This is a genomic window from Candidatus Photobacterium acropomis (assembly GCF_030685555.1).
In the GTDB taxonomy this organism is placed as follows: Bacteria; Pseudomonadota; Gammaproteobacteria; order Enterobacterales; family Vibrionaceae; genus Photobacterium; species Photobacterium lucens.
In genome coordinates, this window is the sequence record NZ_CP131609.1 from 552,668 (window position 1) to 577,416 (window position 24,749).

29 protein-coding genes are annotated in these 24,749 nt (G+C 43.5%); 16 read left to right on the forward strand and 13 right to left on the reverse strand.

Going from position 1 to position 24,749, the window contains the following annotated elements; all coding sequences use genetic code 11:
- Nucleotides 1-11: 11 nt before the first annotated feature.
- The 3 genes from Q7657_RS09175 to Q7657_RS09185 all read right to left on the reverse strand — a co-directional run bounded on the left by Q7657_RS09175 (nt 12) and on the right by Q7657_RS09185 (nt 1,680).
- Nucleotides 12-479 carry an outer membrane lipoprotein gene (locus Q7657_RS09175; protein WP_008988242.1) on the reverse strand — a complete coding sequence of 156 codons (468 nt, stop codon included), beginning with the start codon at nt 477-479 and terminating at the stop codon, nt 12-14.
- A 120-nt stretch (nt 480-599) separates the two neighbouring features.
- A complete protein-coding gene (locus Q7657_RS09180) occupies nt 600-1,184 on the reverse strand; it encodes a tRNA-uridine aminocarboxypropyltransferase (protein WP_107166753.1) in 585 nt (194 codons plus the stop codon).
- 73 nt (nt 1,185-1,257) lie between these two features.
- Nucleotides 1,258-1,680 carry a COG3650 family protein gene (locus Q7657_RS09185; protein WP_107166752.1) on the reverse strand — a complete coding sequence of 141 codons (423 nt, stop codon included), beginning with the start codon at nt 1,678-1,680 and terminating at the stop codon, nt 1,258-1,260.
- Nucleotides 1,681-1,740: 60 nt separating this feature from the next.
- Here Q7657_RS09185 and Q7657_RS09190 point away from each other — a divergent pair, with 60 nt between their 5' ends.
- A complete protein-coding gene (locus Q7657_RS09190) occupies nt 1,741-2,199 on the forward strand; it encodes an EVE domain-containing protein (protein WP_053987402.1) in 459 nt (152 codons plus the stop codon).
- A 67-nt stretch (nt 2,200-2,266) separates the two neighbouring features.
- On the opposite strand, the gene Q7657_RS09195 is transcribed toward Q7657_RS09190, so the two are convergent.
- The gene (locus tag Q7657_RS09195; protein WP_107166751.1) at nt 2,267-3,067 is read right to left on the reverse strand and encodes a Cof-type HAD-IIB family hydrolase; all 801 of its coding nucleotides are present in this window, start codon (nt 3,065-3,067) and stop codon (nt 2,267-2,269) included.
- 156 nt (nt 3,068-3,223) lie between these two features.
- Nucleotides 3,224-4,144: an alpha/beta fold hydrolase gene (locus Q7657_RS09200; RefSeq protein ID WP_107166781.1), complete on the reverse strand. Its 921-nt coding sequence runs from the start codon at nt 4,142-4,144 to the stop codon at nt 3,224-3,226.
- 262 nt (nt 4,145-4,406) lie between these two features.
- Here Q7657_RS09200 and rhtB point away from each other — a divergent pair, with 262 nt between their 5' ends.
- The gene (gene rhtB / locus Q7657_RS09205; RefSeq protein WP_053987404.1) at nt 4,407-5,024 is read left to right on the forward strand and encodes a homoserine/homoserine lactone efflux protein; all 618 of its coding nucleotides are present in this window, start codon (nt 4,407-4,409) and stop codon (nt 5,022-5,024) included.
- Between the two features lie 29 nt (nt 5,025-5,053).
- The gene (locus Q7657_RS09210) at nt 5,054-6,277 is read left to right on the forward strand and encodes an EAL and HDOD domain-containing protein (protein WP_107166750.1); all 1,224 of its coding nucleotides are present in this window, start codon (nt 5,054-5,056) and stop codon (nt 6,275-6,277) included.
- 148 nt (nt 6,278-6,425) lie between these two features.
- On the opposite strand, the gene Q7657_RS09215 is transcribed toward Q7657_RS09210, so the two are convergent.
- The 4 genes from Q7657_RS09215 to Q7657_RS09230 all read right to left on the reverse strand — a co-directional run bounded on the left by Q7657_RS09215 (nt 6,426) and on the right by Q7657_RS09230 (nt 10,659).
- Complete coding sequence (locus tag Q7657_RS09215; RefSeq protein WP_107166749.1) at nt 6,426-6,902, reverse strand: Dps family protein; 477 nt, start codon at nt 6,900-6,902, stop codon at nt 6,426-6,428.
- Nucleotides 6,903-7,109: 207 nt separating this feature from the next.
- Entirely contained in the window at nt 7,110-7,994 is an 885-nt protein-coding gene (locus Q7657_RS09220; RefSeq protein ID WP_053987407.1) for a patatin-like phospholipase family protein, read from the reverse strand.
- A 101-nt stretch (nt 7,995-8,095) separates the two neighbouring features.
- Nucleotides 8,096-8,953: a LysR family transcriptional regulator gene (locus tag Q7657_RS09225; RefSeq protein WP_107166748.1), complete on the reverse strand. Its 858-nt coding sequence runs from the start codon at nt 8,951-8,953 to the stop codon at nt 8,096-8,098.
- Between the two features lie 113 nt (nt 8,954-9,066).
- Nucleotides 9,067-10,659: an AbgT family transporter gene (locus tag Q7657_RS09230; protein WP_107166747.1), complete on the reverse strand. Its 1,593-nt coding sequence runs from the start codon at nt 10,657-10,659 to the stop codon at nt 9,067-9,069.
- A 364-nt stretch (nt 10,660-11,023) separates the two neighbouring features.
- Between Q7657_RS09230 and Q7657_RS09235 the strand changes: the two genes are divergently transcribed.
- Nucleotides 11,024-11,746 (forward strand): SDR family oxidoreductase, encoded by a 723-nt coding sequence (locus tag Q7657_RS09235; protein WP_053987410.1) that lies wholly within the window; start codon nt 11,024-11,026, stop codon nt 11,744-11,746.
- 158 nt (nt 11,747-11,904) lie between these two features.
- Nucleotides 11,905-12,909: an acyltransferase gene (locus Q7657_RS09240; RefSeq protein ID WP_107166746.1), complete on the forward strand. Its 1,005-nt coding sequence runs from the start codon at nt 11,905-11,907 to the stop codon at nt 12,907-12,909.
- A 44-nt stretch (nt 12,910-12,953) separates the two neighbouring features.
- On the opposite strand, the gene Q7657_RS09245 is transcribed toward Q7657_RS09240, so the two are convergent.
- On the reverse strand, nt 12,954-13,286 hold the full coding sequence (locus tag Q7657_RS09245) for a DUF2500 domain-containing protein (RefSeq protein WP_053987412.1): 333 nt from the start codon (nt 13,284-13,286) through the stop codon (nt 12,954-12,956).
- Between the two features lie 190 nt (nt 13,287-13,476).
- Here Q7657_RS09245 and Q7657_RS09250 point away from each other — a divergent pair, with 190 nt between their 5' ends.
- The 3 genes from Q7657_RS09250 (at nt 13,477) to Q7657_RS09260 (ending at nt 15,802) form a co-directional block, all read left to right on the forward strand.
- Nucleotides 13,477-13,833, forward strand: coding sequence for a hypothetical protein (locus Q7657_RS09250; protein ID WP_053987413.1), 357 nt, complete (start codon nt 13,477-13,479; stop codon nt 13,831-13,833).
- 1,005 nt (nt 13,834-14,838) lie between these two features.
- Complete coding sequence (locus Q7657_RS09255) at nt 14,839-15,459, forward strand: lysoplasmalogenase (protein WP_107166744.1); 621 nt, start codon at nt 14,839-14,841, stop codon at nt 15,457-15,459.
- Between the two features lie 25 nt (nt 15,460-15,484).
- The gene (locus tag Q7657_RS09260) at nt 15,485-15,802 is read left to right on the forward strand and encodes a putative signal transducing protein (RefSeq protein WP_107166743.1); all 318 of its coding nucleotides are present in this window, start codon (nt 15,485-15,487) and stop codon (nt 15,800-15,802) included.
- Between the two features lie 62 nt (nt 15,803-15,864).
- Here the strand turns inward: Q7657_RS09260 and Q7657_RS09265 are convergent, their stop codons facing one another.
- Together Q7657_RS09265 and rsmD are read right to left on the reverse strand one after the other, a co-directional pair.
- The gene (locus tag Q7657_RS09265; RefSeq protein WP_107166742.1) at nt 15,865-16,131 is read right to left on the reverse strand and encodes a DUF1145 domain-containing protein; all 267 of its coding nucleotides are present in this window, start codon (nt 16,129-16,131) and stop codon (nt 15,865-15,867) included.
- The gene (rsmD, locus tag Q7657_RS09270; protein WP_107166741.1) at nt 16,128-16,733 is read right to left on the reverse strand and encodes a 16S rRNA (guanine(966)-N(2))-methyltransferase RsmD; all 606 of its coding nucleotides are present in this window, start codon (nt 16,731-16,733) and stop codon (nt 16,128-16,130) included. Before rsmD ends, Q7657_RS09265 begins: the two co-directional genes overlap by 4 nt.
- Before the next feature lie 84 nt (nt 16,734-16,817).
- Between rsmD and ftsY the strand changes: the two genes are divergently transcribed.
- From ftsY to glpG, 6 genes are all read left to right on the forward strand, one after another.
- Entirely contained in the window at nt 16,818-18,194 is a 1,377-nt protein-coding gene (ftsY, locus tag Q7657_RS09275) for a signal recognition particle-docking protein FtsY (protein ID WP_107166740.1), read from the forward strand.
- 3 nt (nt 18,195-18,197) lie between these two features.
- Nucleotides 18,198-18,866 carry a cell division ATP-binding protein FtsE gene (gene ftsE, locus Q7657_RS09280; protein ID WP_107166739.1) on the forward strand — a complete coding sequence of 223 codons (669 nt, stop codon included), beginning with the start codon at nt 18,198-18,200 and terminating at the stop codon, nt 18,864-18,866.
- On the forward strand, nt 18,856-19,788 hold the full coding sequence (gene ftsX, locus Q7657_RS09285) for a permease-like cell division protein FtsX (protein ID WP_107166738.1): 933 nt from the start codon (nt 18,856-18,858) through the stop codon (nt 19,786-19,788). Before ftsE ends, ftsX begins: the two co-directional genes overlap by 11 nt.
- A 187-nt stretch (nt 19,789-19,975) precedes the next feature.
- A complete protein-coding gene (gene rpoH, locus Q7657_RS09290; protein ID WP_107166737.1) occupies nt 19,976-20,836 on the forward strand; it encodes an RNA polymerase sigma factor RpoH in 861 nt (286 codons plus the stop codon).
- Nucleotides 20,837-21,392: 556 nt separating this feature from the next.
- On the forward strand, nt 21,393-21,719 hold the full coding sequence (glpE, locus tag Q7657_RS09295) for a thiosulfate sulfurtransferase GlpE (protein ID WP_008988219.1): 327 nt from the start codon (nt 21,393-21,395) through the stop codon (nt 21,717-21,719).
- 80 nt (nt 21,720-21,799) lie between these two features.
- Complete coding sequence (gene glpG, locus Q7657_RS09300) at nt 21,800-22,642, forward strand: rhomboid family intramembrane serine protease GlpG (protein ID WP_107166736.1); 843 nt, start codon at nt 21,800-21,802, stop codon at nt 22,640-22,642.
- Nucleotides 22,643-22,699: 57 nt separating this feature from the next.
- Here the strand turns inward: glpG and Q7657_RS09305 are convergent, their stop codons facing one another.
- Nucleotides 22,700-23,122, reverse strand: a complete 423-nt coding sequence (locus Q7657_RS09305; protein WP_053987422.1) for a flagellar basal body-associated protein FliL — start codon at nt 23,120-23,122, stop codon at nt 22,700-22,702.
- 168 nt (nt 23,123-23,290) lie between these two features.
- Between Q7657_RS09305 and Q7657_RS09310 the strand changes: the two genes are divergently transcribed.
- A complete protein-coding gene (locus Q7657_RS09310; RefSeq protein WP_107166735.1) occupies nt 23,291-23,824 on the forward strand; it encodes a chorismate--pyruvate lyase family protein in 534 nt (177 codons plus the stop codon).
- Nucleotides 23,825-23,827: 3 nt separating this feature from the next.
- Nucleotides 23,828-24,688, forward strand: coding sequence for a 4-hydroxybenzoate octaprenyltransferase (ubiA, locus tag Q7657_RS09315; RefSeq protein WP_107166734.1), 861 nt, complete (start codon nt 23,828-23,830; stop codon nt 24,686-24,688).
- Nucleotides 24,689-24,749 lie beyond the last annotated feature (61 nt).

Here is a 24,749-nt window from a genome sequence, read left to right on the forward strand (position 1 = left end):
ATTTCTTTGCTTTATGCTGGGGTGACGCGGGAAGTACCATCCGCTGAGATGTTGATTTGTACGCGCTCACCAGCGTGGAATAGCACGTTAGGGTTCACCTGCTGAACAATAGAAACGGTACGACCACTATCTAGCTTAATGGTTAGGTTGACGCCATTACGCTTAGTCACTTCATTACCTGCTTCGTTACCTAGGTAACCGCCTAATAGTGCGCCACCGATGGCCGCGATTTGTGAGCCAGTACCACCGCCTACACCAGAGCCAAGGATGCCACCAATCGCACCGCCAGCAAGGGTACCAATACCGTTACCATTACCATTTAGTGTCACACCCTGAGTACGTAGCACTGTGCCGTAATACACTTCTTGCATTTGGCGTGCATCGTTAACATTGTAAGCATTACCGTAAGGGTTGGCTGCACAGCCTGCTAGACCTAAAGTAGACAGGATCACTGTCAGAGCAAGGATCTTCGTTTTCATCTTATTTCTTCACTAAAAATACAGTGTTTAAATATTGAGTGTAATTTGAGCTTATTCGATAAGAAAAGAAAGCACGAAAACTCATATTACAAAAACAGTGAACGTAAGCTGCTGAATGTATTACAAGCTTTTGATGTGACCACTTTTATCTGCATGGAAAGTCGTAATGAATGCATCGAAATAATGCTGTAATTGGGTCGCTTCATCGGCTAATTGCAGTGCATCAAGTAAGCTGATGCCGACCTCACAAGTACAAAGATTCCCCGTTTGCTGATTGCGTCTCAGCGCGTAATTAGATGCTTGCTGCGGGGTTAATGCTAAGCGTGGTAGCGCACTGAGCCACGGGCTTTTTCGTACTATTTTCTTTGCTTCTTGCCATGTCGCATCAAGAATAATAAACAGGGGAATGGTGCCCTTGGATGTTGAAGCGAGTGTCACACTGGGATGCTCATCATCGCTTGGGAAAACTAAATAAGCGTGATAACGGGGATCGCGCAGTTGCTCAATTAGCTGTGCTGGCGGCTCGGTGCGCTGCCATACATCTACACGGCAATGAGGCAAACTATTGACCATCAGTTTGCCGGTATTGGTGTCTTTATTGAGTTCGCGAGGATGGGTTAATAAAACAAAGTGAGCCGAGCATTGTAGTGTTGGCTCATACTCGCAGATACAGTTGTGTTGAAAGCCACAGCGAGGGCATGACATGGGTATTTCTCCTAACCTCAAAGACATGCGAAGTGTGGCATACATTTTACCGTTAAGTCACGGTTGTGAGCCGTTAATCTTGCTTAGTCAGTACCAAACCGTTGGTACCTAAATGGTATTTCTGACCATTGACGGTTTCTTCTGTTGCCGTTAGCTGTTGCTTGCTTGGATCAAAGGTATAAATACGCTCACTATTAAGCCCATGGTGTGAGGTCATATCTACTTGCAACTGGGTATTATTCACTGCTTGCCAGCTGCCTTTTTCTTCTAAACTTGGATCGCCATTGGTGTATTGATAGGTGGTGGTGGCACTGTGATCACCTTTTAAACTTAAATGGGTAATTAAGCCCATTTCTGGCGCACTTTGATATTCACCGACCCAATTTGCATTGCTGTCATCACTGCCAAAACTCAAGCTGCTTGGTAACCAGCTGGCACAGCCTGTTAAGGTGGTGGCTGCAAAAATAAGGGCAAGGGGTAACCGTGAAACTGTCATTTTATTCTCTCTATGGTAGGCTCAAATTCATGAGGAAGTTGGCAATCGTGGTATAACAAAATGGCCTATTGGTTATTCAAAACAGAACCAGACACATTTTCTATAGACACCCTAAAGCAGATGAAAGTTTCACCTTGGGAAGGGGTGAGAAACTATCAAGCCCGTAATATGTTACGTGATGACGTTAAATTGGGAGATCAGATCTTCATTTATCACTCATCATGTAAGGATGTTGGGGTGGTGGGCATTGCAACGGTAACGAAAGCATCGTATCCGGATCATTTTCAGTTTGATCCCGAAAGCCCGTATTTTGACCCAAAATCCGATCCTAACAACCCTCGTTGGTTTATGGTCGATATTGAGTATCAACGTCATTTACGCTTAGTCAGCTTAAAGCGCATGAAAGCCAATCCGGCGTTAGCTGAAATGCCATTAGTGCAAAAAGGCAGTCGCTTAAGTGTGATGCCTGTAACTGAAGCGCAATGGCAGGAAATTCTGACTATGACAGGGCAATTTTAAGACGCTAAAAAATCATAAAAAGCCTAAAAAAAGCTGCGCGAGGCAGCTTTTTTTGATCGATGAGCACTTATGCTAATAAATGTGCTTCAAGGTAGTGAGCAACTGCTTCATCGGCACTAGAGCCAATGATTTCATTGTTAGGAAGTGCTTGCTTCACTTTGTCGTGAGATGTGCCCATGATCAGACCTTTACCTGCCATTGACAGCATCTCTACATCATTCATACCATCACCAAAAGCAATGCAGTCTGCCAGCGTCATGTTAAGCGCTTTCGCGACGGCTGCCAGTGCATCCCCTTTGGATACACCTGCATCCATCACTTCTAAACACCAAGGGGTTGAGAATGCAATGTTCGCTTTATCACCAAAGCTTTCGTTAAACGCTTGTTCCCATTTTACGAGCTTGTCGTGATCTTGGTCGTCACGGGTTAGGAATACCTTTAACACATTCTCTGTGGGTGGGTTTTCGACATCGTAAAGGTGGTAGCTAAAGCTATCGTGGAAATCACGCAATGCTTCATTTTCATGGTTTAGCATCCAGCGATCGCCTTGATACATGTGAATGTGCAGATCAGGATCGTGTTTTGCCATTGCAACCACACTGCGGATCACCTCTGGGCTTAACGATTGTTGGAACACAAGGTTGCCCTCAGCATCATGCACACAAGCACCATTTGAGGTGATCATATAAGCAGGAATACCTAATTTTTCACGCATTTCAGCGACATCAATATGATGACGACCGGTGGCAAATACAAAGTGTTTATCTTGCTGATGGAGACGCTGAAGCACGTCTTGGGTGTAAGGGGCAATTTTGTGAGCAGGGGTAAGCAGGGTGCCATCTAGATCTGAAGCAACAATTTTAAACATGTGAACTCTCGATAGTAAAACAGGCGAAACGGGTATAGTGAATGCCAGAGGGAGTACTCATTCTAGATCAGCTTTATGACGAAAAAAGAGGCTAAAGTAGGATATTTAGACTTCCGCTTTTATCTGACTTGATAAAAGCGGCAAGCTTTTAACAGACTAAGCGAAATGGTGCATGATGGCGGCTAATGCTTGGTTACGCATTGGATCGCTTTCAAATAAGATCTCGTGGCGAGAGCCTTGAATGATGTGAAAATTACACTGACCTTGCCCTTGATTAACCGCTTGGCTAAAGCGAACTTGGCAAGCATTATCAACGATTTTATCTTCACTACCTTGCAGTAACAGCACAGGGATCGTGATATTGCTTGCTTGTTTTATTGCCTGACGTGAAGCTTTGATGCTTTCCCATACCCAGTGATTGGTGGCGCCACCGATACGTAATGCGGGCTTTTGATCATACAGTTCACGAAACCATTGATAGCGCACTTCACTGTGGGTGAGTAAGTTGCCATCAAACGGTTTGACATAATAAGGCTTTTGCCCAATGGCATATCGTGGGGTACGAGAAAAGAGCTCGGTGATCCCAATGAGTGCTTCAGCGAATGGCTTGAGATAAGGCTTAACATAAATGCCGTGCATAGGGGCACTGAGGACGGCGCGATCAAAGAGTTGAGGGTAACGGGCAAGCAATAAACTGGTAATGGCGCCTCCCATGGAGTGACCTAAAATGAAATGTTGCTTATACCCTTGGGGCTTGACGATGTTCTCCACGAACAAATTGAGATCGTCAACATAATCATCAAACTGCTCGACATAGCCCATCTCTTTATCTTCGACTAAGCGATCTGACACCCCTTGACCACGGTGATCGAGTGAGTACACATGGTAGCCTTGCTGGATCAGATCATAAAACAGCTCTTGGTATTTCCAGTAGGTTTCAACTCGGCCATTGACCACCACAATCACTTTATCACTGTGTCCAGGCGTTAAACTGACCCAACCTAACTCACATTGCTTAACCCCAGTAAAGCGTCCTTCGTGACGTTGTTGCCACATTTCATTGATAGCGGTAGTCATTGTGTGGGGGAAGTGTTCTTCTTGTGAGAAGGTGGTACAAGTTGAAGGTTGGCAAGTCATTAAAGCGTGTCCGGCATTATCTGTTTGGGCAAGCATCACAGTAAATGATGACGTAGTGATTCTGTTGAATAGGTAAGCGTGTTACTTTGCACAGTATACCTTATTTCTCCTTATCAGAATAAGTATTGCCATATTGCTTTACATACTCAGATCAGGTTATAAACGCAATTTATAAATGTCATAAATACTTCACAGAGATCAAATGAGCATTGATGTTTGGTTGGCTTACTTGTTAGCCGCAATTGTGTTTAGTTTTGCCCCTGGCTCTGGTACCGTTAATTCGATCAGTAATGGCATGGTTTACGGCTGGCGTAAGTCATTAGCATCCATTATCGGCTTACAGCTTGGCATGGCTGTCCATATTATTTTAGTCGGTGTTGGGCTCGGTGCGATTGTTGCTGGCTCAGAATTAGCATTTACCGTGATCAAGTGGCTGGGTGCGATATATTTAGTTTGGTTAGGTATTCAAAAATGGCGTGAGAAATCTGCACTGTCACTGGCTGATCGTGATATCACGGTATCGGCGACGACATTGTTTAAACGGGCGATTTTTGTCAATTTAACTAATCCTAAAACGATTGTATTTTTAGTGGCGTTATTTCCTCAATTTATCAATCCGTTAGCACCTCAGTTACCTCAATTATTGATCTTAGGTATCACGACATTAGTGGTTGATGGTTGTGTAATGTTATTTTACGTGCTGTTAGCATCGCGTTTTACTCGCTATATTCGCTCAACCACGGTGATGACACGCTTAAATCGCTTGTTTGGTTCCATGTTTATTGGTTGTGGTGCGTTATTGGCCTTGGCTAGGGCTTAATATGTGATGAAGAATAAAGGAAGAGTTTGATGTATTCCTATGTTGCTCGTCAGCCAATTTTTAATCGCAAACAGCAGACGATTGGCTACGAACTGTTATTTCGAGATGGTGAAAGTAATGCTTTCCCTGATATCGATGCGAATGAAGCGACATGCCGTTTAGTCATGGAAAATTACATGGCTATCGGGGATAACCGTTCCTGCAAAGGTCAGCGCAACTTCATTAATTTTCCTCAACACTGCTTAATTGAGTTGATGCCACTGTTACTGCCTAAAGATAAGGTAGTGATTGAAATTCTTGAAAGCTGTAGTCCTAGTGATGAGTTATTAAGCGCCGTCAAACACCTTCATCAAAAAGGCTATGTCTTTGCCCTTGATGATTTTGATTGCTGCCCAGAGTGGCAGCGATTCCTGCCTTATATTTCGGTAATTAAATTAGATTTACTGGCGTTGGGCGTTGAAGCATCATGCCAATACGTGCGTGATAATCAGCATTTAAAAGCCAAATTCTTAGCTGAAAAAGTAGAGACTTACGATGATTACGCCCAAGCGCAAGCGGCGGGTTTTCATCTGTTCCAAGGCTATTTCTTTAGTAAACCTGAAGTGCTGAAAAGCCGTAAAGTCGCACCATCAGAACTCACAACAGTGCAGCTATTGCATGAAATTGCCCATGATCCGGTGGATTTTGCTCGAATAGAGAAAATCATCAGCAGTGACGTGTCTTTATCGTATTTATTGCTGCGCTATGTGAATACCGTAACGAAACGTCTCCGCACGCCGATAAGCTCTTTTCGCCAAGCATTAGTCTATCTAGGTGAGGATAACTTACGCTTATTTATTGGTGTGGTGGCAACAGCCCATGCGGCATTAGATAAGCCTAAAGAGCTGTATTCGCTGTCATTACTCCGTGCCAAAATGTGCGAATTAATGGTGACCAAAGGGGGCATTGGATTACGCTCCGAGCAGGCGTTCTTAGCCGGCATGTTCTCACTGTTAGATGCACTGCTTGATAACTCGTTAGATAGCTTGCTTGATATGATCCAATTACAACCGGAAATTAAATCGGCACTGTTACAGCGCAATGGGCGTTTAGGTTTATTACTGGATGTGGTTGATGCATTTTGCACTGCGGATTGGACACGAGTATCAATCTGTTGTCAGGTGTTAGGGATCAAAGAAGAAGTGGTGCGTGAAAGTTATTTAGCTGCGGTCGATTGGGCGGATAAGTGCACGGCAGTGAACTTAAAACGTTAAAAAAAGGGGGCTATGTAGTCTCACCCCCAAATAGGAATCGTAATGTTATAAGTGTGAGTCAGAGGGCTTCGCACCGAGGCTACGATGCGAAAAGAGCAAGGTATGAGCTGACTAAATTCATACCCGCTTTAGGATTTGTTATTGCAACTTATTGACGGTAAGCATTAAGCATCCATAGCAATTTTTCTTGCTCACGAATGTAATCACCCATCAATGCAGCGGTACCTTCATCGTTAGCATCACCCGCTTCTGCCAAGATTTGGCGCTCTAAGCGAAGTAGAATACTAAAACCATTCACTAAGCCTTCAACACATTCAGTCCCTTCTGTTGCATTGCGATGCTCTTTAATATCGCTTGCGGCTAAGTAACTGCTAAAGCTGTGATCTGGGGTATAGCCTAAGGTTAAGATACGCTCTGCTAATTCATCGATTTTTAGCTGAAGATCGGTGTAGATCTCTTCAAACTTCACATGAAGTTCAAAAAATTGTTGGCCTTTAATGTTCCAGTGGTAACCACGGGTATTCATGTAAAGCACTTGGTAATCAGCTAAGAGTTTATTAAGGTCTGCAGCCAAAGCTTGTGCTTTTTGGGTATCAAGACCAATTAAATTCATTTCGCTCGTCATACTGCTTTCCTCACTCATTCGATAAATTTGTTAGGTAAAGGACCCTGCCTTTACGTTGATGGAGCTAGTATAGGTAATCTTTGGTGATAGGTATAACTGTTAGGTTCTATCAAACCAATAGGCTTTTGCTATTGGTTTGAATGAGCGAAAAAAAAGCCACCTGACAGGATTCGGCAATTGTCAGATGGCTTTAATAAGTCTTTATTATTAGGCTGCGATTAAATCACCATGGCAGTTTTTACCGTAGCAAGGGGTGATCCCACATAGGCGATTACCCGCATCTTTCCCCATCGCATAACCATGCTCAAGTTTATCGAGGTTGCGAGTAAGGCGTCCCACTTGAAAATCGCTATTAGGCGCAACCACGGTGATTTTACAATCTCTAGGAGGATGATTAATAAAATCAAGTGCAGCGTTATAACGCTTTGCTCGTTTTAGCACCGCTTCTGCAAATGCAGGATGGTCGTGGAACATGGATTTAATTAACCACGGCATTTTAGTTTCAGGTTTATGGAAACCTAAAGGTTTTGATAGCACGACAGTAATATCACGGGCGCCACGGCGATAGGCTTCAATCACAGGGATCGAATCTGCGACACCACCATCACTCATTGCTACGCCATTAATAGTAGGGTTATGGCGATAAGCGATGGGTAAGGCACAGGTTGCTTCCATCACCGGTGTCAGATTATTGCGTGTCACTTCAATGTATTCAGCATCACCTGTTTCCAGATTTGTTGTAGTGGCAAATAAAGGAATTTGGCGTTGCTCATATTTGTACAAATTAAGTGGTAAATGACGAGTGCTGGTGCGCCATAGCCAATCAATATCGGTCAGGTGACCACCATGAGTAAAGCGTGAGAAGTTAATAAACTCAGGATCACGAGAGTACTCGGTAATGATTTTATGGCTGCGGCCATAGTGCCCACATAAAAAGCCAATTAAGTTAGTGGCTCCGGCTGAAACACCAATGGCGAAGTCGAAATCCAAGTAGTTATTTTCTAAAAAGGCATCAAGTACACCGCTAGCAAAAATACCGCGCATGGCGCCGCCTTCAACGACAAGTGCTCGAGAATTTGCTGCTGTACTCATAAAACTACCTATAACTAGAACTAAGTGACCGATGTCACAAGAATAAAACTAGCAAGGCAACAGTTACAGTCGGTTTTTCTTATCAGTGTGATAGGAAAAATTTAACCTTTTTCTGCTTGGTTTGCGGTCACGCTTTGGCTCAGCACTTTAATACATTCAGAAAGGGCTGGGTTTAAGGTTTTGCTGGCGGGATAACACAGCCCTAAACGGCGGAACATGCGTGGCCCCTCTAACGGTACTGTCACCAGTTGATTGGCACTTTCTAGCACGCCTGTTGGGAGAAACGAAATGCCGAGTCCTGCTTGTACCAAGTGCATGACTTGGGTTTTATGCTCAGCCTTTGCCATGAGATTAACGGATAAACCGTCACAAGCGAGTAAACCTATGGTTTGCTGGTGGGCTTCGCAAGGTGGGCATTCAATAAAATCATGCTGGTGCAATTGCTCGGGCGAGACAGATGTTAAGCTCGCAAGAGGGTGATCGGGCAACATGCATAACACATAGTCTTCATCCCATAGCGGTAAGAAGATCTCATCTTCAGCCTTGAACATATCAAGGGTTAAGCGTGCATCTGCTGGTTTGTCATGATCAACCAATTCGAGCGATAAGTTGGCAATGTTGTGGTGTAGGGTCGCAAACACCTTCGCCAGCTGGCTTTGGCTGAGATCGGGGAAGTTCGCCAAGGTTAACGGTAATCGCTCAGTACGCTGTTGGAACAATTGCGGCAGAGTATTCACATCATTGAGTAAACGGATCGCTAATGGATATAAGTAGTGGGCTTCATCGGTAACATCGACCCCTTTTTTATGGCGTAGGAACAGTACCGTATTCAGCTCTTGCTCTAGTTGCTTAATACCGTTGGAAATCGACGGTTGAGACACAAAACAGCGCTCTGCTGCAAGGGTAATGTTTTTCTCTTCATAAACTGCAATGAAAAAGCGTAGTAGTCGTAAATCCATCGTAAGTAACCTTCTATGATGCTAAGCAGGCAGGTTATCACAGCAATAGGATTTAGCGGGAAATGGGGATAAAAAAAGCCGGACATCATGTCCGGCTAAAAAAGGATAGGTGGTTAACCAGCGATGTTGTAGTAAGTATTAGCGCCGGGACCGACTGGGATACCCAATACGAACACCCATACGTAGAACATGATGCTCCAGCCAATGATAAAGACAATTGAGTATGGCAGCATGGTTGAGATCAGCGTACCTAGACCAAGGTTCTTCTGGTAACGGGTTGCTACGGCTAGGATCATACCGAAGTAGCTCATCATTGGTGTGATGATATTGGTTACTGAATCACCGATACGGTATGCCGCTTGGATCGTTTCAGGCGCATAACCTACCAGCATTAGCATTGGAATAAAGATAGGTGCGGTTACTGCCCACTGTGCAGATGCTGAACCAATCATCAGGTTGATAAAGCCACACATTAGAATGAACGCAAAGAATAGCGCAGGACCGGTTAAACCAATCGATTGGAGGAAATCTGCACCACCAACTGCGAATACTTGACCAAAGTTCGTCCACTTAAAGAAGGCTACGAATTGTGCTGCGAAGAACACCAGTACAATGTACATACCCATTGATGACATCGATAGTGACATCGCGTTGATCACATCACGGTCGTTCTTCATCGTGCCAACCACTTTACCGTAAACAAAGCCTGGAATTGCGAAGAACACGAAGATAAATGCCACGATACCTTTAAGGAACGGAGAGCCTGCCACTAAACCAGTTTGTGGGTTACGTAGAATACCGTCAGCAGGCACAATCGTCAGTGCTAGCAGTGCTGCAACAGCTAGTGCTGCAAGACCCGCCGCTTTCAAACCTTTCTTTTCAAGCGCAGTCAGTTTGCCCATTTTATCTTGGCTTAAATCATCGCTAGCTTCTGCTGCATCGTATTTGCCTAGTTTTGGCTCAACGATTTTCTCAGTAACGAATGCACCCATGATGGTGATCGCAAAGGTAGAAGCAAACATGAAGTACCAGTTCACTTCTGGGCCAACAATGTAATTAGGATCGATCATTTGTGCTGCAGTCTGGGTAATACCCGATAGCAGTGGATCAACTGTACCTAGTAGTAAGTTGGCGCTGTAACCACCAGATACACCAGCAAAAGCGGCGGCAAGACCGGCTAATGGGTGACGGCCTAGTGAGTGGAATAGCATGGCTGCAAGAGGAATAAGAACCACGTAACCAAGCTCAGAAGCGGTGTTAGAGATGATACCTGCAAATACTACGACCAGCGTTACCATACGACGAGATGCGCCCATTACCAAACCACGCATCGCAGAAGATAATAGACCAGAATGTTCTGCAATCGCCACACCTAGCATGGCAACCAGTACAGTACCTAATGGTGCAAAGCCAGTGAAGTTTTTCACTAGGTTTGCCACGATAAGTTGTAGACCTTCAGCATTAAGTAGGCTGACCACATGGATCATCCCGTCAGCGGCACGACCGGGTGCACCTTCAGGGCGAGGATCGATAACAGAAACGCCAAAGTAACCGGCAATACCTGAAGCGACTAAGATCGCAACACAGAAAATAGCAAAAAGGGTAATTGGGTGGGGTAATAGGTTACCTAACCATTCCACCGTATCGAGAAAACGCGTAAAAAACGTCTTTTTAGGTTGCTGTTGTTGTGAAGCCGATGAGTGCATCACTACCTCCGTTGTAGTTTTTATCCCGTCAATGGGTACTGCTTTGTAGTCAAGATGTTATCCTGTTGTTTCATGTAAAATCAATGTTAAAGTGTGTCCAAATGTAAATGTACGATTTTTATCACTTTTAAAATTCAAATAAACAAAATTATTAAATGATTGTTAAATATTGGTTGGGTGAATAATCAGTGGGATGAAGGTGATTAGATAAACCAATGACATTTGCCCGTTATCCATAGTTTTTTTTAATGATAAGCCTAAGAAAACGATATTTTTCAGTTAGCGTAATTGCGCCTATAGTGAATCCATCAACAACATGCCGGCCTGTTGAATCTTTTTCGCATTACCAAAGTAGGAAAGTCTTATGTCTAAATCTTTAGTTGTTATTACAGGTGCAAGTTCAGGTATTGGTGAAGCGACAGCGCGTCAACTGTCAGCTGAAGGCTACCCATTATTATTACTTGCGCGTCGTGTAGAACGCATGGAAGCAATGAACTTACCTAATACCTTATGTCGTCAAGTGGATATCACTGATGTTGCAGCGGTAAAAGCAGCGATCGAAGAAGCAGAAGCGAAGTTTGGTCCTGTGGATTGTTTGATTAACAACGCAGGTGTCATGCTACTTGGTTTAGCTGATGAGCAAGATCCAGCAGAATGGCAGAGTATGTTCAACGTTAACGTGATGGGGATGTTGAACGGTATTCACGCTGTGCTATCTGGTATGAAGTCACGTAAACACGGTACTGTGATTAACATTAGCTCCATTGCAGGTCGTAAGACATTCCCTAACCATGCTGCTTACTGCGGTACTAAATTTGCGGTACATGCGATCACTGAAAATATTCGTGAAGAAGTGGCGGATGATAATGTTCGCTTTATCACTATCGCACCGGGTGCAGTAGAAACAGAGCTACTTAGCCACACTACCAGCGATGCGATTAAAGCAGGTTATGAAGAGTGGAAAGAAGGCATGGGCGGTGTGATTGCACCTCAAGATATCGCTAATGCGATTAGCTATGCTTACAACCAGCCACAAAACTTATGTATCCGTGAAATCGTATTGGCGGCAACTCGTCAACAACCATAAGTTTATTAACGAGGGTTAGCATATCAGTGTGCTGTCAGTAATATTAAAAGCACCACGCTTACTCAATACATGTTATTGATCCCCTGTTATATTTAAAGAGGAGTTATTGATATCAATGATGTCGATAATTCCTCTTTTTTGTATCAGAGGGAAAGGTGATGAGAGAAAAGGTTTGGTATTTTGATCTGCTGCGGGTAGTTGCTGCCGTTGCTGTCGTGGTGATCCATGTTTTAGGTCCTTATCGGGAACAATTAGGACAAATACCTGATTGGGAGTGGATCACAGCGATCACCTTTAACAGTTTTAGCCGTTGGGCGGTACCGGTATTTATTATGATCACTGGGGCCTTAATGCTCAGTGATGAGCGTCCTTTTGAAGGACGTTACTATTTAAAACGTCGAGTTGGTAAAGTGCTGATCCCGTTTGTGGTGTGGTCAGTGTTTTATGCGTTCTTCTCTGCGTTTTCCGCTTCAGGCACCAACTTTGCGACCAGTTGGAAGCTACTAACAGACATGCCTTTTCATGAAACTTATTATCACCTGGGTTTCTTCTATTATTTTATTCCGTTGTATTTAATTGTGCCTTTCTATCAATGGGCAATTCAGCGTATGGAGCCGGGGCAAGTGAAAGGTGTGGTCATGGTATGGCTGGTGATCACCGCCTCGTACCTATTCCATATTGATGGGCTGTGGAGTGAAACTTACCTGCTTTACAGTGGCTATTTGATCTTGGGTTATTGCTTGTATAAGTATCACTGGCCGCCAATGGTATTGCTGATCCCATTAGCGGTAGTAGCACTGTTGATCACAGATTATATGGTGGTGAGTCATAGCTTAACCGCTGGCGAATATAAAATTGGGCGCTGGCTATCTTATAAGACAATCAATACCGCGATTGCTGCTGCTGGCGTGTTTGTTTTATGTCGTTATATAAGTGATAAATTGGGTGATACAAGCCGTGAAAGGTTGTCGGTTATTAGCCGTCATAGCTTGGGGATCTATCTGCTCCATCCGATCTTTTTATGGCCTGTGCGCAATTACGATTGGTACTTTGCTAATCCACTTATCGCCATTCCTTTCTGGACGCTGGTGGCGGGTGGGTTAGCCTTTGCGACCAGTTGGCTATTAAGCCGCAGTACCAAAACTGCATGGCTGGTGCCATAAATAGAAAAAGCCTGACACTGTCAGGCTTTTTTATTATTTAATGTTTAATCACGCTGTAGCGCAAAATGCATGAACTGGTGACCACGATAAGTCATGGTGCCTTTATCGCCTGGGTTTAGGGCGTGGTAATAATGGATACCGACCATAAATTCACGTTTTGGACCTCCGGCAACGGGCTCAACGTAAATCCAATATTCTTCATCTTCTTCACCTGGGTGAGCGCCGATAACCTTATTACTTTGCTTATCAAGGATCATGACATCCAGTTTTCGCTCTGGTGCATCAAGTCCTAATGTATGGCGGCGATAGCTAAAAATGAAATAGCCAAATGAGAAGATAAATAGAATGCAAATTGCCACAATGATCCCTGTTGGCATAAGGCTTACTCCTTGAAAGATGAAAGACAGTCTTGCTGGTTATTATTCACAATCAGGGAGATATCACTAATCAATGGGTAGAAAAGCGTGATCTAACCGTAACAAAAATAAGATAACTTTACGTAAGCTATCTTGCATATTGGCACTTTAGTTGTAAGGTAAATATAAGGCATCAACAAGGAGTGGGCTCATGGTCGATATTGAGCAAGTAATTGATCGTTCACGACGTATTGAAGATTTATTACGTCACCATTATCACGCCAAAGGTTCTGATCTTCAGCAATTGATTGGCAGTTGTGAAGATCGTTTACCCCATGATGTGTTAATGACACTAGAAAAGATCGCTGAACTGAATCAACGCTTTACGTCATCGGATGAATCCGTTGATTCAAGTGATGAATTTATTCAACTGTGTGATTGGTGTGAAAAGGAGTTAGCACCACGCAGCAGTCGCTTGGTATGGGGTGTTGCCATTACCTTGCTTTGTGGTTTTACATTAGCCGCAATATGGTTTTATACCGTAAATTGGCACCATATTAAGCTCTAAGCACTAAATTCCCCTGTTTTTATTCAAGCCCGGTGTAGAAATACATCGGGTTTTATTTTGCGCTAAAACGGAGAAGTTGTTGTTATTTGGTGCAATTAAGGAAGGTGGGTGTGAAGCAGATAAAAAAATGGCGCCAAAAGGCGCTATTTTTTTGAATTGAGTAATTCTTTTAGTAGAGAATTGGTAGTGTCATTAGGCCAACGACTACAGCAATCATCATAAGTCCTTGTTTTTGAGAAGATGTGAACATATTGTCATCCTTTTTTTTGTTAACAGTTTAGCTTGACAAAAAGAATAACATTTTTTTTACCGCTTAAGCAATATGATGGCGTCAAAATCAAGATAAAAACATTTTTATATCATGATAAAGGCTTCAAACAGTCAAATAAACAGTGTTTTTCTTACCTTTTAAAACTGTTTAACGTTGTCTTTGTGGTTTTTTATCGATTTTAAGTTGCTGTTTTTATTGGTTTTGGTGTTTTTTTTCTTGTTCTTTTCTTATCTGTTGGGAATTTTAGCTGTTAAAACATGGCTTATTTGTTCAATGTTTTGAGTATGGCAACTTATTAGTAATTAATTTGTTTATTAAAGCTTTGCTATATAACCAAATCTAATGAATTTCTTACTTAATATTTCCAATAGCTCTATTGAGTGGTGTTTTTTATTGGAAATATCGCATACTCAAAGCGTATATTTTACATTTTAACGGCTATTGATATTATCTTTTTGTTTTTAAAGTGTTGTTTTTCAAAGCAGTGTTTGGTTTTTTTGATGACGATTCTTAAATGAAGAAGGTTATGGTTTTTAGGTATCTTTATTAAAATGGCAGGAAAACGCTACACAAGAAAAGTAAACGTTTGCTTTGTATTGTTTAGTTGTTCGTGATGTTAGCTTTTGTAGGCTTTGTGATCTCGGAGTGAAGAATTTCCGATTATTGAGATGGCAAAAGCCGTGATATTTAGTCACTGTTACAAGAGCTACGAAAAGGAACGTGAATCGTCACTTATGTGGTTATGTATTATTTTATTAGCAGTGCTCCATATCATGGCTGCTTATCGGGGCCCTCGTTGGCTGTTCTATGTCAGTAAGCCGCTCACGGTCGTGTTGATGGTGATCGCTTGTTTATGGAGTGGTGCGCCAAGTTTTTATTATTGGGCAATTGTTGTTGGGTTATGTTTCTCGGTGCTGGGGGACATTTATCTGATGTTGCCACAAGATCGATTTATGGCGGGGTTAATCAGTTTTTTTCTCGCTCATGTCGTTTACACTGCAGCGTTTGCGAGTCAATGGCAAGGGCATGTGGGCTGGTGGCTACTGGCATTGTGTATAGCGATTGGTATTGTGGTGTTTCTACTCTTGTTACCTTATTTAGGGAAGCTACAAGCGCCCGTTGCGCTATACATGAGCGTGATCATGTTGATGGCTTTTGCCGCTGGGCAATTTTGGTTGTTATCTCACAGCCAAGCAGCATTGTTAGCTGTGGTAGGGGCGGTGTTGTTTGTGCTATCGGATCTGACATTGGCGATTAATCGTTTCAAACAAGAATTTACCGCTTCAACTGCGATCATTATGTCGACGTATTTTATTGCTCAAGGGCTGTTTGTGGGATCAGTGCTTGCGCTGTAGCGAAAGTGTCATTTGAGGAGTTCCCATGTCTGAGCAATGGCAATGTATATATAGCGCGAGTAATAGTCTTGAAGCACACAGTGTAAAAGGCTTATTAGAAAGCGAAGGGGTACAAACACGCTTAACGGGAGAAGCTTTAGGTGCTGCAATAGGTGAGCTTCCGGCTAATGTGGTCGAAGTGAAGGTGTGGGTTTCACCGTGGCAATGGCAACGAGCGCAAGTGATTGTGAGTGATTACCAACGTAATGATTATCACGATTGGTGTTGTAGTCAGTGTGGTGAAGTCAATCAAGGGCAATTTGAATTGTGCTGGAATTGCCAATGCGATCGCGACCAGCATTAATCATTGGTTACAAGACAATAAAAAAGCGAACTTGTGAGTTCGCTTTTTTGTTCTATTCTATGTCACATCATGTGCTTGCGGCGGATATCGAGTAGGGCGAAGATACCAAAGATAAGTATCGACCACTTCTCCCAACCGGACATATTAATTTTATCGCCAAATGCGCCGATAAAAATCAGCATTTGCAGGCCGTGCATCATAAACAAGAATGCGGTCATGATATATAACGCCATGGCTGCCACGCCAGGGAATGGGTGAACAATATTGACCAATAGTACTAGCCAAACAAAAGCGATGGCGAGTTTAGCGATAAGTATTAATGCCTTCATGGTTCCTCTCTAGCAAATAAGCGATAGCAAACCTGTCCTGCTGTTTTTTCACGGTGCAGGTGCCAATGGCTTGGCGTTATCAGGTTGCCTAATTCCTTTTCGGCTTCAATATAGATCATTGCATGGGGAGCAAGCCAGCCGTTGTTTTCCAATGCGGTGATCACATCTTGAATAAGATCTTTTCTAAAAGGAGGATCAATAAAGATTAAATCATGTGCACTGCCTGGTTGTGACAGAAACGCTAAGCTGTCACCATTAACCACTGTCGCATTTGTTGCACCAACGGTTTTTAAATTTTGCTCCAATTGATTGGCCGCTTTTTTGTCCAGTTCAAGCATCGTGACGCTTTCTGCACCACGAGAAAGAGCTTCAAAACTTAAACCGCCGCTACCAGCGAACAGATCAAGGCATTTAGATTGATAAATGTCTTGCGCTAACCAGTTGAAAAGTGTTTCTTTTACACGGTCTGTGGTCGGACGTAGTCCTTCGACATCATGAACGGGTAATTTGCGTCCACGCCATTGTCCGCTAATGATGCGAACGAACCCGCCAGGACGATTATTTTGTGGTTTGCGAGTTGTTTGTTGTCTACGCTGCGTCATAGATTTTTTTGACCGTTGAGAAAATGATAGTATACACCTGTTTTTAGGCTGCAAATTGTACCAATCAAGCGCTAGGATTCGCCAATGGCAGAAAAAAAGAAACGCGGATTATTTTCATGGCTCGGATTTGGCTCTGAAGATAACGATGCTCAAAAGGAACAAACTACTGAACAATCAGTAGTCGATGGGGCTACAGAAAGCCCTGAATCAACACATTCCTCTGACGAGGCAACAGCGAAAGTTGAGCATAATGAAGATGTTCAAACTGACGACTTAGCTGCAGCAGAGCAAGAGAAGATTGCTAAGACTGATGATGTCGAATTGGCAGAGACGTTGCAAGTAAATGACGCTGAAAAAACGCACGTTGTTGAAGAAACGGTAACGGAAGCGCCAGAAGTTTCATCAGAGCTTGAGCCATCAGCACCAAGTAAAGATGCAAAAGAAGACGAGGCAGAGCTAACTGCGCAAACAGAGGCTGAAAATGAAACTGCCCCTGAGGTAGTAGAAGTTAAGCCAGTTGAGCAAGAAAAGCCAAAATCTGAAGGCTTCTTTGCCCGCCTAATGCGTGGTTTAAAGAAAACCAAGACCAATTTTGGTGCAGGTTTCTTCGGCCTATTTAGCGGTAAGAAAATCGATGACGAACTGTTTGAAGAGCTGGAAGAGCAGCTATTGATTGCAGATGTCGGCATGGATACCACGCTGAAAATTATCGAAAATCTGACCGATAAAGCATCTCGAAAGGAACTTAAAGATGGCGAAGCCCTCTATGGTTTACTAAAAGATGAATTGGCAGACATGCTAAGCAAAGTCGAGCAGCCTTTGGTTGTTGATACGAGCAAGAAGCCGTATGTCATCTTAATGGTAGGCGTTAATGGTGTTGGTAAAACCACCACTATCGGTAAGCTAGCGAAGCAATTCCAATCTGAAGGTAAATCCGTCATGTTGGCGGCAGGTGATACGTTCCGTGCGGCGGCTGTTGAACAGCTGCAAGTATGGGGTGAGCGTAACCACGTCCCTGTAGTGGCACAGCATACTGGTGCTGACAGTGCTTCAGTGATCTTCGATGCCATTGAATCGGCAAAAGCGAAGAACATTGATGTGGTGATTGCCGATACAGCAGGTCGCTTGCAAAACAAAGGCAACCTAATGGAAGAGCTGCGTAAGATTGTTCGCGTAATGAAGAAGGTGGATATCGATGCCCCTCATGAAATTATGCTAACAGTGGATGCGGGCACCGGCCAAAATGCGATCAGCCAAGCTAAGTTGTTCAGTGATGTGGCTCCGGTATCGGGGATCACCATCACCAAATTGGACGGCACAGCAAAAGGTGGCGTAATTTTCGCTATTGCAGATCAGTTTAATATTCCTATTCGTTACATCGGTATCGGTGAGGGCATTGACGATCTCCGTCCATTTGCAGCAGATGAGTTTATTGAAGCGTTATTTAGCGATGAGGAATAAAGCGTGATTCGATTTCAGCAGGTAAGTAAAGCTTATCGTGGCGGTAGGCAAGCCCTACAGAAAGTAGATTTCCATCTACGTCCAGCAGACATGGCTTTTTTAACCGGTCACTCAGGTGCCGGTAAAAGTACCCTGCTGAAATTAATTTGTGCTTTAGAACGCCCAAGTGATGGTCAGATCTGGTTTAACGGCCATGACATCACGCGTTTACCTAATAAGCAGATCCCGTTTCTGCGCCGCAATATCGGCATTATTTTCCAAGATCACAAGCTACTGATGGATCGCAGTGTGTACGACAACGTTGCATTGCCATTACGTGTTGAGCAAGTGCCGGAAAATGACATCAAGCGTCGCGTGTGTGCGGCGCTTGATAAAGTCGGACTGTTGGATAAAGCCAAGTGTTTGCCAATCCAGCTGTCTGGTGGTGAGCAACAGCGTGTGGGTATTGCTCGCGCTGTTGTGAACAAACCTATGTTACTGCTTGCCGATGAGCCAACCGGTAACCTAGACCCTGAACTATCACAACAAGTATTGCGCTTGTTTGAAGAATTTAATCGTGTTGGGGTAACCGTATTAATGGCAACCCACGATACATCATTACTAGCGAGCCGAGATTATCGTCGCTTAGATCTACAAAAAGGAAACCTAAGGGAGTTGAGTCATGGCGCGTAAATCGACCGGTTTCTTTGCGATTCATCGCCAGCAAGGTGGAGCAGCTTTAAGAGACATGTTCCGTCGCCCATTAGGTAACTTTTTAACCCTAGCGGTATTGGCTTTTGCCCTTACGCTACCGTGTACCTTCTACCTAATGGCAAAGAACATCACTGTAGTGGCTGATTCTTGGCAAAACCCAAGTCAAATCACCGTTTACCTGAATAACAAGGTCAGTGATAGTGACGGTGAAGCCTTTGCTGACAGCATTAAAAAGTGGCCAGAAACCGAAAGTGTTCAATATATTTCAGCCGCACAAGGGTTAGAAGAGTTTCGTGCTCATGGCGGTTTTGAAAAAGCACTGAGCTTGTTTGATGCTAAAGATAACCCACTGCCAGCGGTGATCATTGTTAAACCTGCGCCTGATTGGCAAAGTGATGTTCAAGCCCGTGCTCTTGCTGACAAGCTAGGCAAAGAGCCAATGGTGAACGAAGTACGATTAGACAGTGATTGGCTACAGCGTTTAGCCGCAATTCAAGATTTAGCGATCACACTGGCAATGCTAATGTCTGGCTTGATGCTATTTGCGGTCTTTTTGATTGTGGGTAATACCCTGCGCCTACAAGTACTGAGTCATAAAGATGAAATCCAAGTGATGAAGATGGTGGGCGCAACAGACAGCTACATCCTACGTCCTTATCTTTATGTTGGTGTTTGGTATGGCTTAATTGCCGCTGTGATTGCGTGGATCTTAACAGCAGTGGTAACGCTATTGCTTGATGAAGCGGTTGCAAAGCTGGCTAACCTCTATGGCAGCAATTTTAGAATGATCGGATTGAGCTGGGATGAGAGCTTAATTATGGTTATGCTAGCAGCGTTTTTAGGCTTACTAGCAGCAAGATTATCTGCTGGACGTCACCTAAAGGAGATCGAGCCGGTGTAAATTGTCGTTTATATCAGTTTCGATACAGCTTTATTGATTAATGATGCCTGTAATTCATATTCATTTGCGCTTCGGCTTGCAATTGGACTATGTTTACAGGCATTATTGCAGGTTCACGTAACGTAAGTTGGCGTTTATTTATCGTTACGATAGAACAAAAATAGTACAAAACACGCGAGGTCTTTGAATGTCAAAAGAGATGTCTGCAATGGCTCTGGTATCAACGGACAGTTTGGATAGTTATATTCAGACCGTAAACCGTTATCCCATGCTCACGCCAGAACGTGAGAAAGAGTTAGCTGAACGTCTGCATTACGATGATGATATTAACGCTGCGAAAGCATTGGTAATGTCGCATCTGCGCTTCGTTGTGCATATTGCTCGAGGTTATTCTGGTTACGGCCTGCCGATTGCTGATCTTATTCAAGAAGGCAATATTGGTTTAATGAAAGCGGTGAAACGTTTTAACCCTGAAGTTGGGGTTCGCTTAGTTTCATTTGCAGTGCATTGGATCAAAGCAGAAATTCACGAATACGTTTTGCGTAACTGGCGTATTGTGAAAGTGGCAACCACCAAATCTCAGCGCAAATTATTCTTCAACCTACGTAAGTCGAAAAAACGTTTAGGTTGGTTCAACAACGAAGAAGTTAACATGGTTGCTGAGCAACTGGGTGTTGAGCCTGAAGAAGTACGAGAAATGGAATCGCGCTTAGCGGCGCAAGATCCGACCTTTGAAATGCAGAACGATGATGACGATCGTGATTCAGCACCGATGGCACCAGCATATTTCCTTGAAGATAAAAGCTCTGATGTGGCACTGACCTACGAAGAGAATAACTGGGAAAACCATGCTAATAACCGTTTATCACAGGCATTAGCCAGCCTTGATGAGCGTAGCCAACACATTGTTCGCTCACGCTGGTTAGATGATGATAAGTCGACCTTACAGGATTTAGCGGATAATTATGGTGTGTCTGCTGAGCGTATTCGTCAGCTAGAAAAAAATGCGATGAAAAAGCTAAAAGATGCCGTGGGCGATTTTTATTGATCCATGATCGCAGTTTAGCAATGAGAAAAGCCGACCTGAGTGTCGGTTTTTTTGTGCCTGAAGATCCGGCTAATCAGTGAGTAACTAAGTCTTGTGAGATGCGAGTAATAACAGCTCGCTAGGGTATTGAAAATAATGAGATAACCGTCACTATTGTGAGTATCTCTGTGTATTAAAGAATATCTTATCCACAACTTATGATCGGATCCGATCTACATATAGTGGATCCTTTTTTAGCAAAACACATTATCAACGCAATTCACAGATTTTTCCACAGATGAACACTTTGTGTTCATGTTGTGGGTAAGATCGACGGCAAGCCCTTGTCTTCACTTGAAAGTTGTTTTGTTATTGGCTTCGGAAAATGTGGATAAACCGTAATTTTCTGATGGAATATATTCATCATAAGCTGAGGTATAATGGCTCGGTTAGCGCGAAAGCGTGATTCAAGCGTCAGGATCGTGTTAAAAGGATCCTATGTTTAACCCTGTCGATCTGATAATAACAACAGTAAGGATCGATAGAGAGATAACCTAAAGTCAGTCAAAGGAAATTCATGGAACAGTTTCAGCACATTTCAGTAGAGCAAGCTTACGAATTACTACAGCAGGCAGACAGCCAAGCGGTGTTAGTTGATATTCGTGATCCCCAGTCGTTCGCCTTAGCGCATCCCGAGCAAGCCTTTCATTTAACAAATGACACTATGGTGAGCTGGATGGATGAGGTGGAGTTTGAACAACCTGTGATCGTGATGTGTTATCACGGTATTAGCAGTCAAGGTGCAGCGCAGTATTTGATCAATCAAGGCTATGAGAATGTTTATAGCTTAGATGGTGGCTTTGAAGCATGGCGTCGTGCGGCATTGCCGATGATCCAAGCATAAACTGCTTTATAGTGGTATCTCGTATGAGATAATGATAGATCTTGGTTTAGACATTTTTTCTGACAGATAAGGTCATCATTATGTATCGCTTAGCGGGATTCTATAACCCTCGACAAGCCCAGGCTTTTATCGACTATATGGCCTATCGGGGGATTGAGATCTCCATGGCGCCAGAGCCAGAGGGTAAATTTGCATTATGGCTGGCAGATGAGCAGTATCTGGTGGAAGCCGAAGCTGAGCTGAATGCCTTTTTGCAAGATCCTACCAATAAAAAGTACCAAGCCGCATCATGGCAGGTTGCGGAAAGCCGCACTGCCAAATTTCATTACAACAATCCCAGTTTGATCAAGATGGTTAAAGCACAAGCGGGGCCTTTTACCTTACTGGTCATGGTCGCTTCGCTAGTGATTTATGGCTTATGGTTGTTAGGGTTTGAAAGTACCTTATTTGAATGGCTTCATTTTCCCTTTATGAATGGCGATCAATGGGAACTATGGCGTTACTTCTCCCATGCACTTCTGCATTTCTCACCAATTCATGTCATTTTTAACTGCCTATGGTGGTGGTTACTAGGTGGACAAATTGAGCGCCACAGTGGCTCTGCTAAACTGGTGCAGATCTTCTTATTGTCTTCATTAGTTTCAGGTTTTGGTCAGTTCTGGCTAGATGGCCCTAATTTTGGTGGTTTGTCTGGCGTGGTATACGCATTAATGGGCTATATCTGGTGGATGGGCTGGTTAGCACCTCAACGAGGTTTGGTGATTGCGCGCTCTTATGTGATCTTCATGCTGGTATGGTTGGTGATTGGTTTTGCTGAGCCGATGGGAACATCTATTGCGAATATGGCGCACCTATTTGGCTTATTGACTGGCTGTGTGATTGCGTTTTTTGACGCAAAAATTAATCCGCCACGTCAGGCTTAATACTAGAAATATCGTTAAAGCGGCAATGTTCGCTTTAACGATATCACCAAAGTGATGTTACTGGTAAAGGAACTTGGTAAAGAGTAATTCAGCAACAGGCTGTTGACGGGTCTCTGCCAGCAGCAGTCGATTGACTTGATCTTGGCAAGCTCTACGAATTTCTTCACGACCTGCGAGCGATTTAATTTTCGCTTCTGGCTGCTTGCTCACAATTTCTATGATGGCGTCACGGATCAATGGAGTATGGTATTCAATTTCCGCTAAGTGCTTTTGATCTCTGATCATTAGATCAATTTGCAAACGAATATAACCGAGTCGTTTACCTTGAGTCACATAGTTGGTGGTGATATCAGGCTCTAAGGTGTAGTAGGTGATCTGAGGCTGGCTTGCGACTTCTTCACTGGGGGATGCCACTGCAATGGGGCTTTGAAGCAAGCCAACAAGCGTTAGTGCTGTCGCAAAAGCAGATAATTTCATCATTATACTTATGTTGTCCACGTAGTTTGTGAGAAACAGGTGTAATCTTTTCACAGTAACGATATTCGTACTGGTTACAGCTTGCTACAATAGCAGATCATTATGTTAATAAATTAACCGCATTCAACCAAGTGTTATCGATCACGAGTTCGTTGATTAAGTAGTGAGAACATGTCGGAATTCAAGCAGTTATATAGTCCGTTACTTGAAGGTGCTGTATGGTATCCCGCCGTTGAATGGGCATTAGAAGGAAGCTCTGTCGGGCATTGGTTATTAGAGTCTGACTCTCTATCTCGCCGTTTTGCTGCTCACTGCCGTGTTTTCTCGGTCACAGTTTTAGAGCAAAAAATAGTGAACAATGGTGAGTTGTCACTATCAGAGCGAACACTGCTTGGCATGAGTGATTGCCTTGAGCGTACGGTTATGTTGCAAGGTGATCAACAATCTTGGGTTTATGCGCGCACGTTAATTCCAACCTCGACGTTATGTGGTGAGGAAAGTGATCTCGCAGAGCTTGGCACCAATCCCCTTGGATATCGTGTTTTTAATGGTTCGAATGCACGTCGTGATGCATTGGAAATCGCAAAGTTAGGTATGCCCGAGCGACCGATTTGGGCGCGTCGTTCACGATTATGGATCAATGAAAAACCCCTGCTGGTGGCGGAATTGTTTTTAGATGGCTCACCAGTTTATGCAAGGAAATAACCCATGTTAGAAATGACCAAGGCCAGAGCGTTTTGGCAATTAGCACGTTTTGACCGCCCAATAGGCAGTCTTTTATTGTTATGGCCAACCTTATGGGCGCTGTTTTTGGCTGCAGATGGGATGCCAAATATCAATGTCTTAGTGGTGTTTGTGCTTGGTGTGATTTTTATGCGTGCAGCAGGGTGTGTGATCAACGATTTTGCTGATCGTAATTTTGATGGCCATGTTAAACGTACTAAGCATCGCCCAATGCCGTCGGGAAAAGTATCGGAGCGTGAAGCGTTAGGGCTGTTTTTCTTATTAGTACTGGTCTCGTTTTTACTGGTTCTGACGATGAACACATTAACCATCATGTTGTCTGTGGTGGGGCTGCTATTAGCATCAAGTTATCCGTTTATGAAGCGTTACACTCACTTACCGCAGTTGGTATTAGGTGTGGCATTTGGTTGGTCAATCCCAATGGCCTACGCTGCGCAAGCAGGCAATTTATCGGTGAGTGCATGGTTGTTGTTTGCAGCAAATATTTTGTGGACGATTGCTTACGACACTCAGTATGCGATGGTTGATCGTGATGATGATTTAAAAGTTGGCATTAAATCCACGGCGATTTTATTTGGTCGCTTCGATAAATTAATCATTGGTGTGCTGCAACTGGCAACGCTTGGGTTATTGATCGCTGTGGGCATGGTGTTGCAATTAGGGCAGGTGTTCTATTGGTGCTTATTATTAGCATCATGTTTGTTTGTTTATCAGCAAATGTTGATCAAAGAGCGTCAACGAGAAAGCTGTTTCCGTGCCTTTTTGAATAACAATTACTTCGGCATGATTGTCTGCTTAGGTATTGTATTGAGTGTTTGCTTATAACACTGAAAATGAGCAAGAAAAAAGCGCCTTCAAGGCGCTTTTTTTATATCAGAACACTAGG

Coding starts and splice junctions, on each gene's coding strand:
- Q7657_RS09175 (WP_008988242.1), bottom strand. CDS start 479: ATGAAAACGAAGATCCTTGCTCTGACAGTGATCCTGTCTACTTTAGGT.
- Q7657_RS09180 (WP_107166753.1), bottom strand. CDS start 1,184: ATGTCATGCCCTCGCTGTGGCTTTCAACACAACTGTATCTGCGAGTAT.
- Q7657_RS09185 (WP_107166752.1), bottom strand. CDS start 1,680: ATGACAGTTTCACGGTTACCCCTTGCCCTTATTTTTGCAGCCACCACC.
- Q7657_RS09190 (WP_053987402.1), top strand. CDS start 1,741: ATGGCCTATTGGTTATTCAAAACAGAACCAGACACATTTTCTATAGAC.
- Q7657_RS09195 (WP_107166751.1), bottom strand. CDS start 3,067: ATGTTTAAAATTGTTGCTTCAGATCTAGATGGCACCCTGCTTACCCCT.
- Q7657_RS09200 (WP_107166781.1), bottom strand. CDS start 4,144: ATGACTACCGCTATCAATGAAATGTGGCAACAACGTCACGAAGGACGC.
- rhtB (WP_053987404.1), top strand. CDS start 4,407: ATGAGCATTGATGTTTGGTTGGCTTACTTGTTAGCCGCAATTGTGTTT.
- Q7657_RS09210 (WP_107166750.1), top strand. CDS start 5,054: ATGTATTCCTATGTTGCTCGTCAGCCAATTTTTAATCGCAAACAGCAG.
- Q7657_RS09215 (WP_107166749.1), bottom strand. CDS start 6,902: ATGACGAGCGAAATGAATTTAATTGGTCTTGATACCCAAAAAGCACAA.
- Q7657_RS09220 (WP_053987407.1), bottom strand. CDS start 7,994: ATGAGTACAGCAGCAAATTCTCGAGCACTTGTCGTTGAAGGCGGCGCC.
- Q7657_RS09225 (WP_107166748.1), bottom strand. CDS start 8,953: ATGGATTTACGACTACTACGCTTTTTCATTGCAGTTTATGAAGAGAAA.
- Q7657_RS09230 (WP_107166747.1), bottom strand. CDS start 10,659: ATGCACTCATCGGCTTCACAACAACAGCAACCTAAAAAGACGTTTTTT.
- Q7657_RS09235 (WP_053987410.1), top strand. CDS start 11,024: ATGTCTAAATCTTTAGTTGTTATTACAGGTGCAAGTTCAGGTATTGGT.
- Q7657_RS09240 (WP_107166746.1), top strand. CDS start 11,905: ATGAGAGAAAAGGTTTGGTATTTTGATCTGCTGCGGGTAGTTGCTGCC.
- Q7657_RS09245 (WP_053987412.1), bottom strand. CDS start 13,286: ATGCCAACAGGGATCATTGTGGCAATTTGCATTCTATTTATCTTCTCA.
- Q7657_RS09250 (WP_053987413.1), top strand. CDS start 13,477: ATGGTCGATATTGAGCAAGTAATTGATCGTTCACGACGTATTGAAGAT.
- Q7657_RS09255 (WP_107166744.1), top strand. CDS start 14,839: ATGTGGTTATGTATTATTTTATTAGCAGTGCTCCATATCATGGCTGCT.
- Q7657_RS09260 (WP_107166743.1), top strand. CDS start 15,485: ATGTCTGAGCAATGGCAATGTATATATAGCGCGAGTAATAGTCTTGAA.
- Q7657_RS09265 (WP_107166742.1), bottom strand. CDS start 16,131: ATGAAGGCATTAATACTTATCGCTAAACTCGCCATCGCTTTTGTTTGG.
- rsmD (WP_107166741.1), bottom strand. CDS start 16,733: ATGACGCAGCGTAGACAACAAACAACTCGCAAACCACAAAATAATCGT.
- ftsY (WP_107166740.1), top strand. CDS start 16,818: ATGGCAGAAAAAAAGAAACGCGGATTATTTTCATGGCTCGGATTTGGC.
- ftsX (WP_107166738.1), top strand. CDS start 18,856: ATGGCGCGTAAATCGACCGGTTTCTTTGCGATTCATCGCCAGCAAGGT.
- rpoH (WP_107166737.1), top strand. CDS start 19,976: ATGTCAAAAGAGATGTCTGCAATGGCTCTGGTATCAACGGACAGTTTG.
- glpE (WP_008988219.1), top strand. CDS start 21,393: ATGGAACAGTTTCAGCACATTTCAGTAGAGCAAGCTTACGAATTACTA.
- glpG (WP_107166736.1), top strand. CDS start 21,800: ATGTATCGCTTAGCGGGATTCTATAACCCTCGACAAGCCCAGGCTTTT.
- Q7657_RS09305 (WP_053987422.1), bottom strand. CDS start 23,122: ATGATGAAATTATCTGCTTTTGCGACAGCACTAACGCTTGTTGGCTTG.
- Q7657_RS09310 (WP_107166735.1), top strand. CDS start 23,291: ATGTCGGAATTCAAGCAGTTATATAGTCCGTTACTTGAAGGTGCTGTA.
- ubiA (WP_107166734.1), top strand. CDS start 23,828: ATGTTAGAAATGACCAAGGCCAGAGCGTTTTGGCAATTAGCACGTTTT.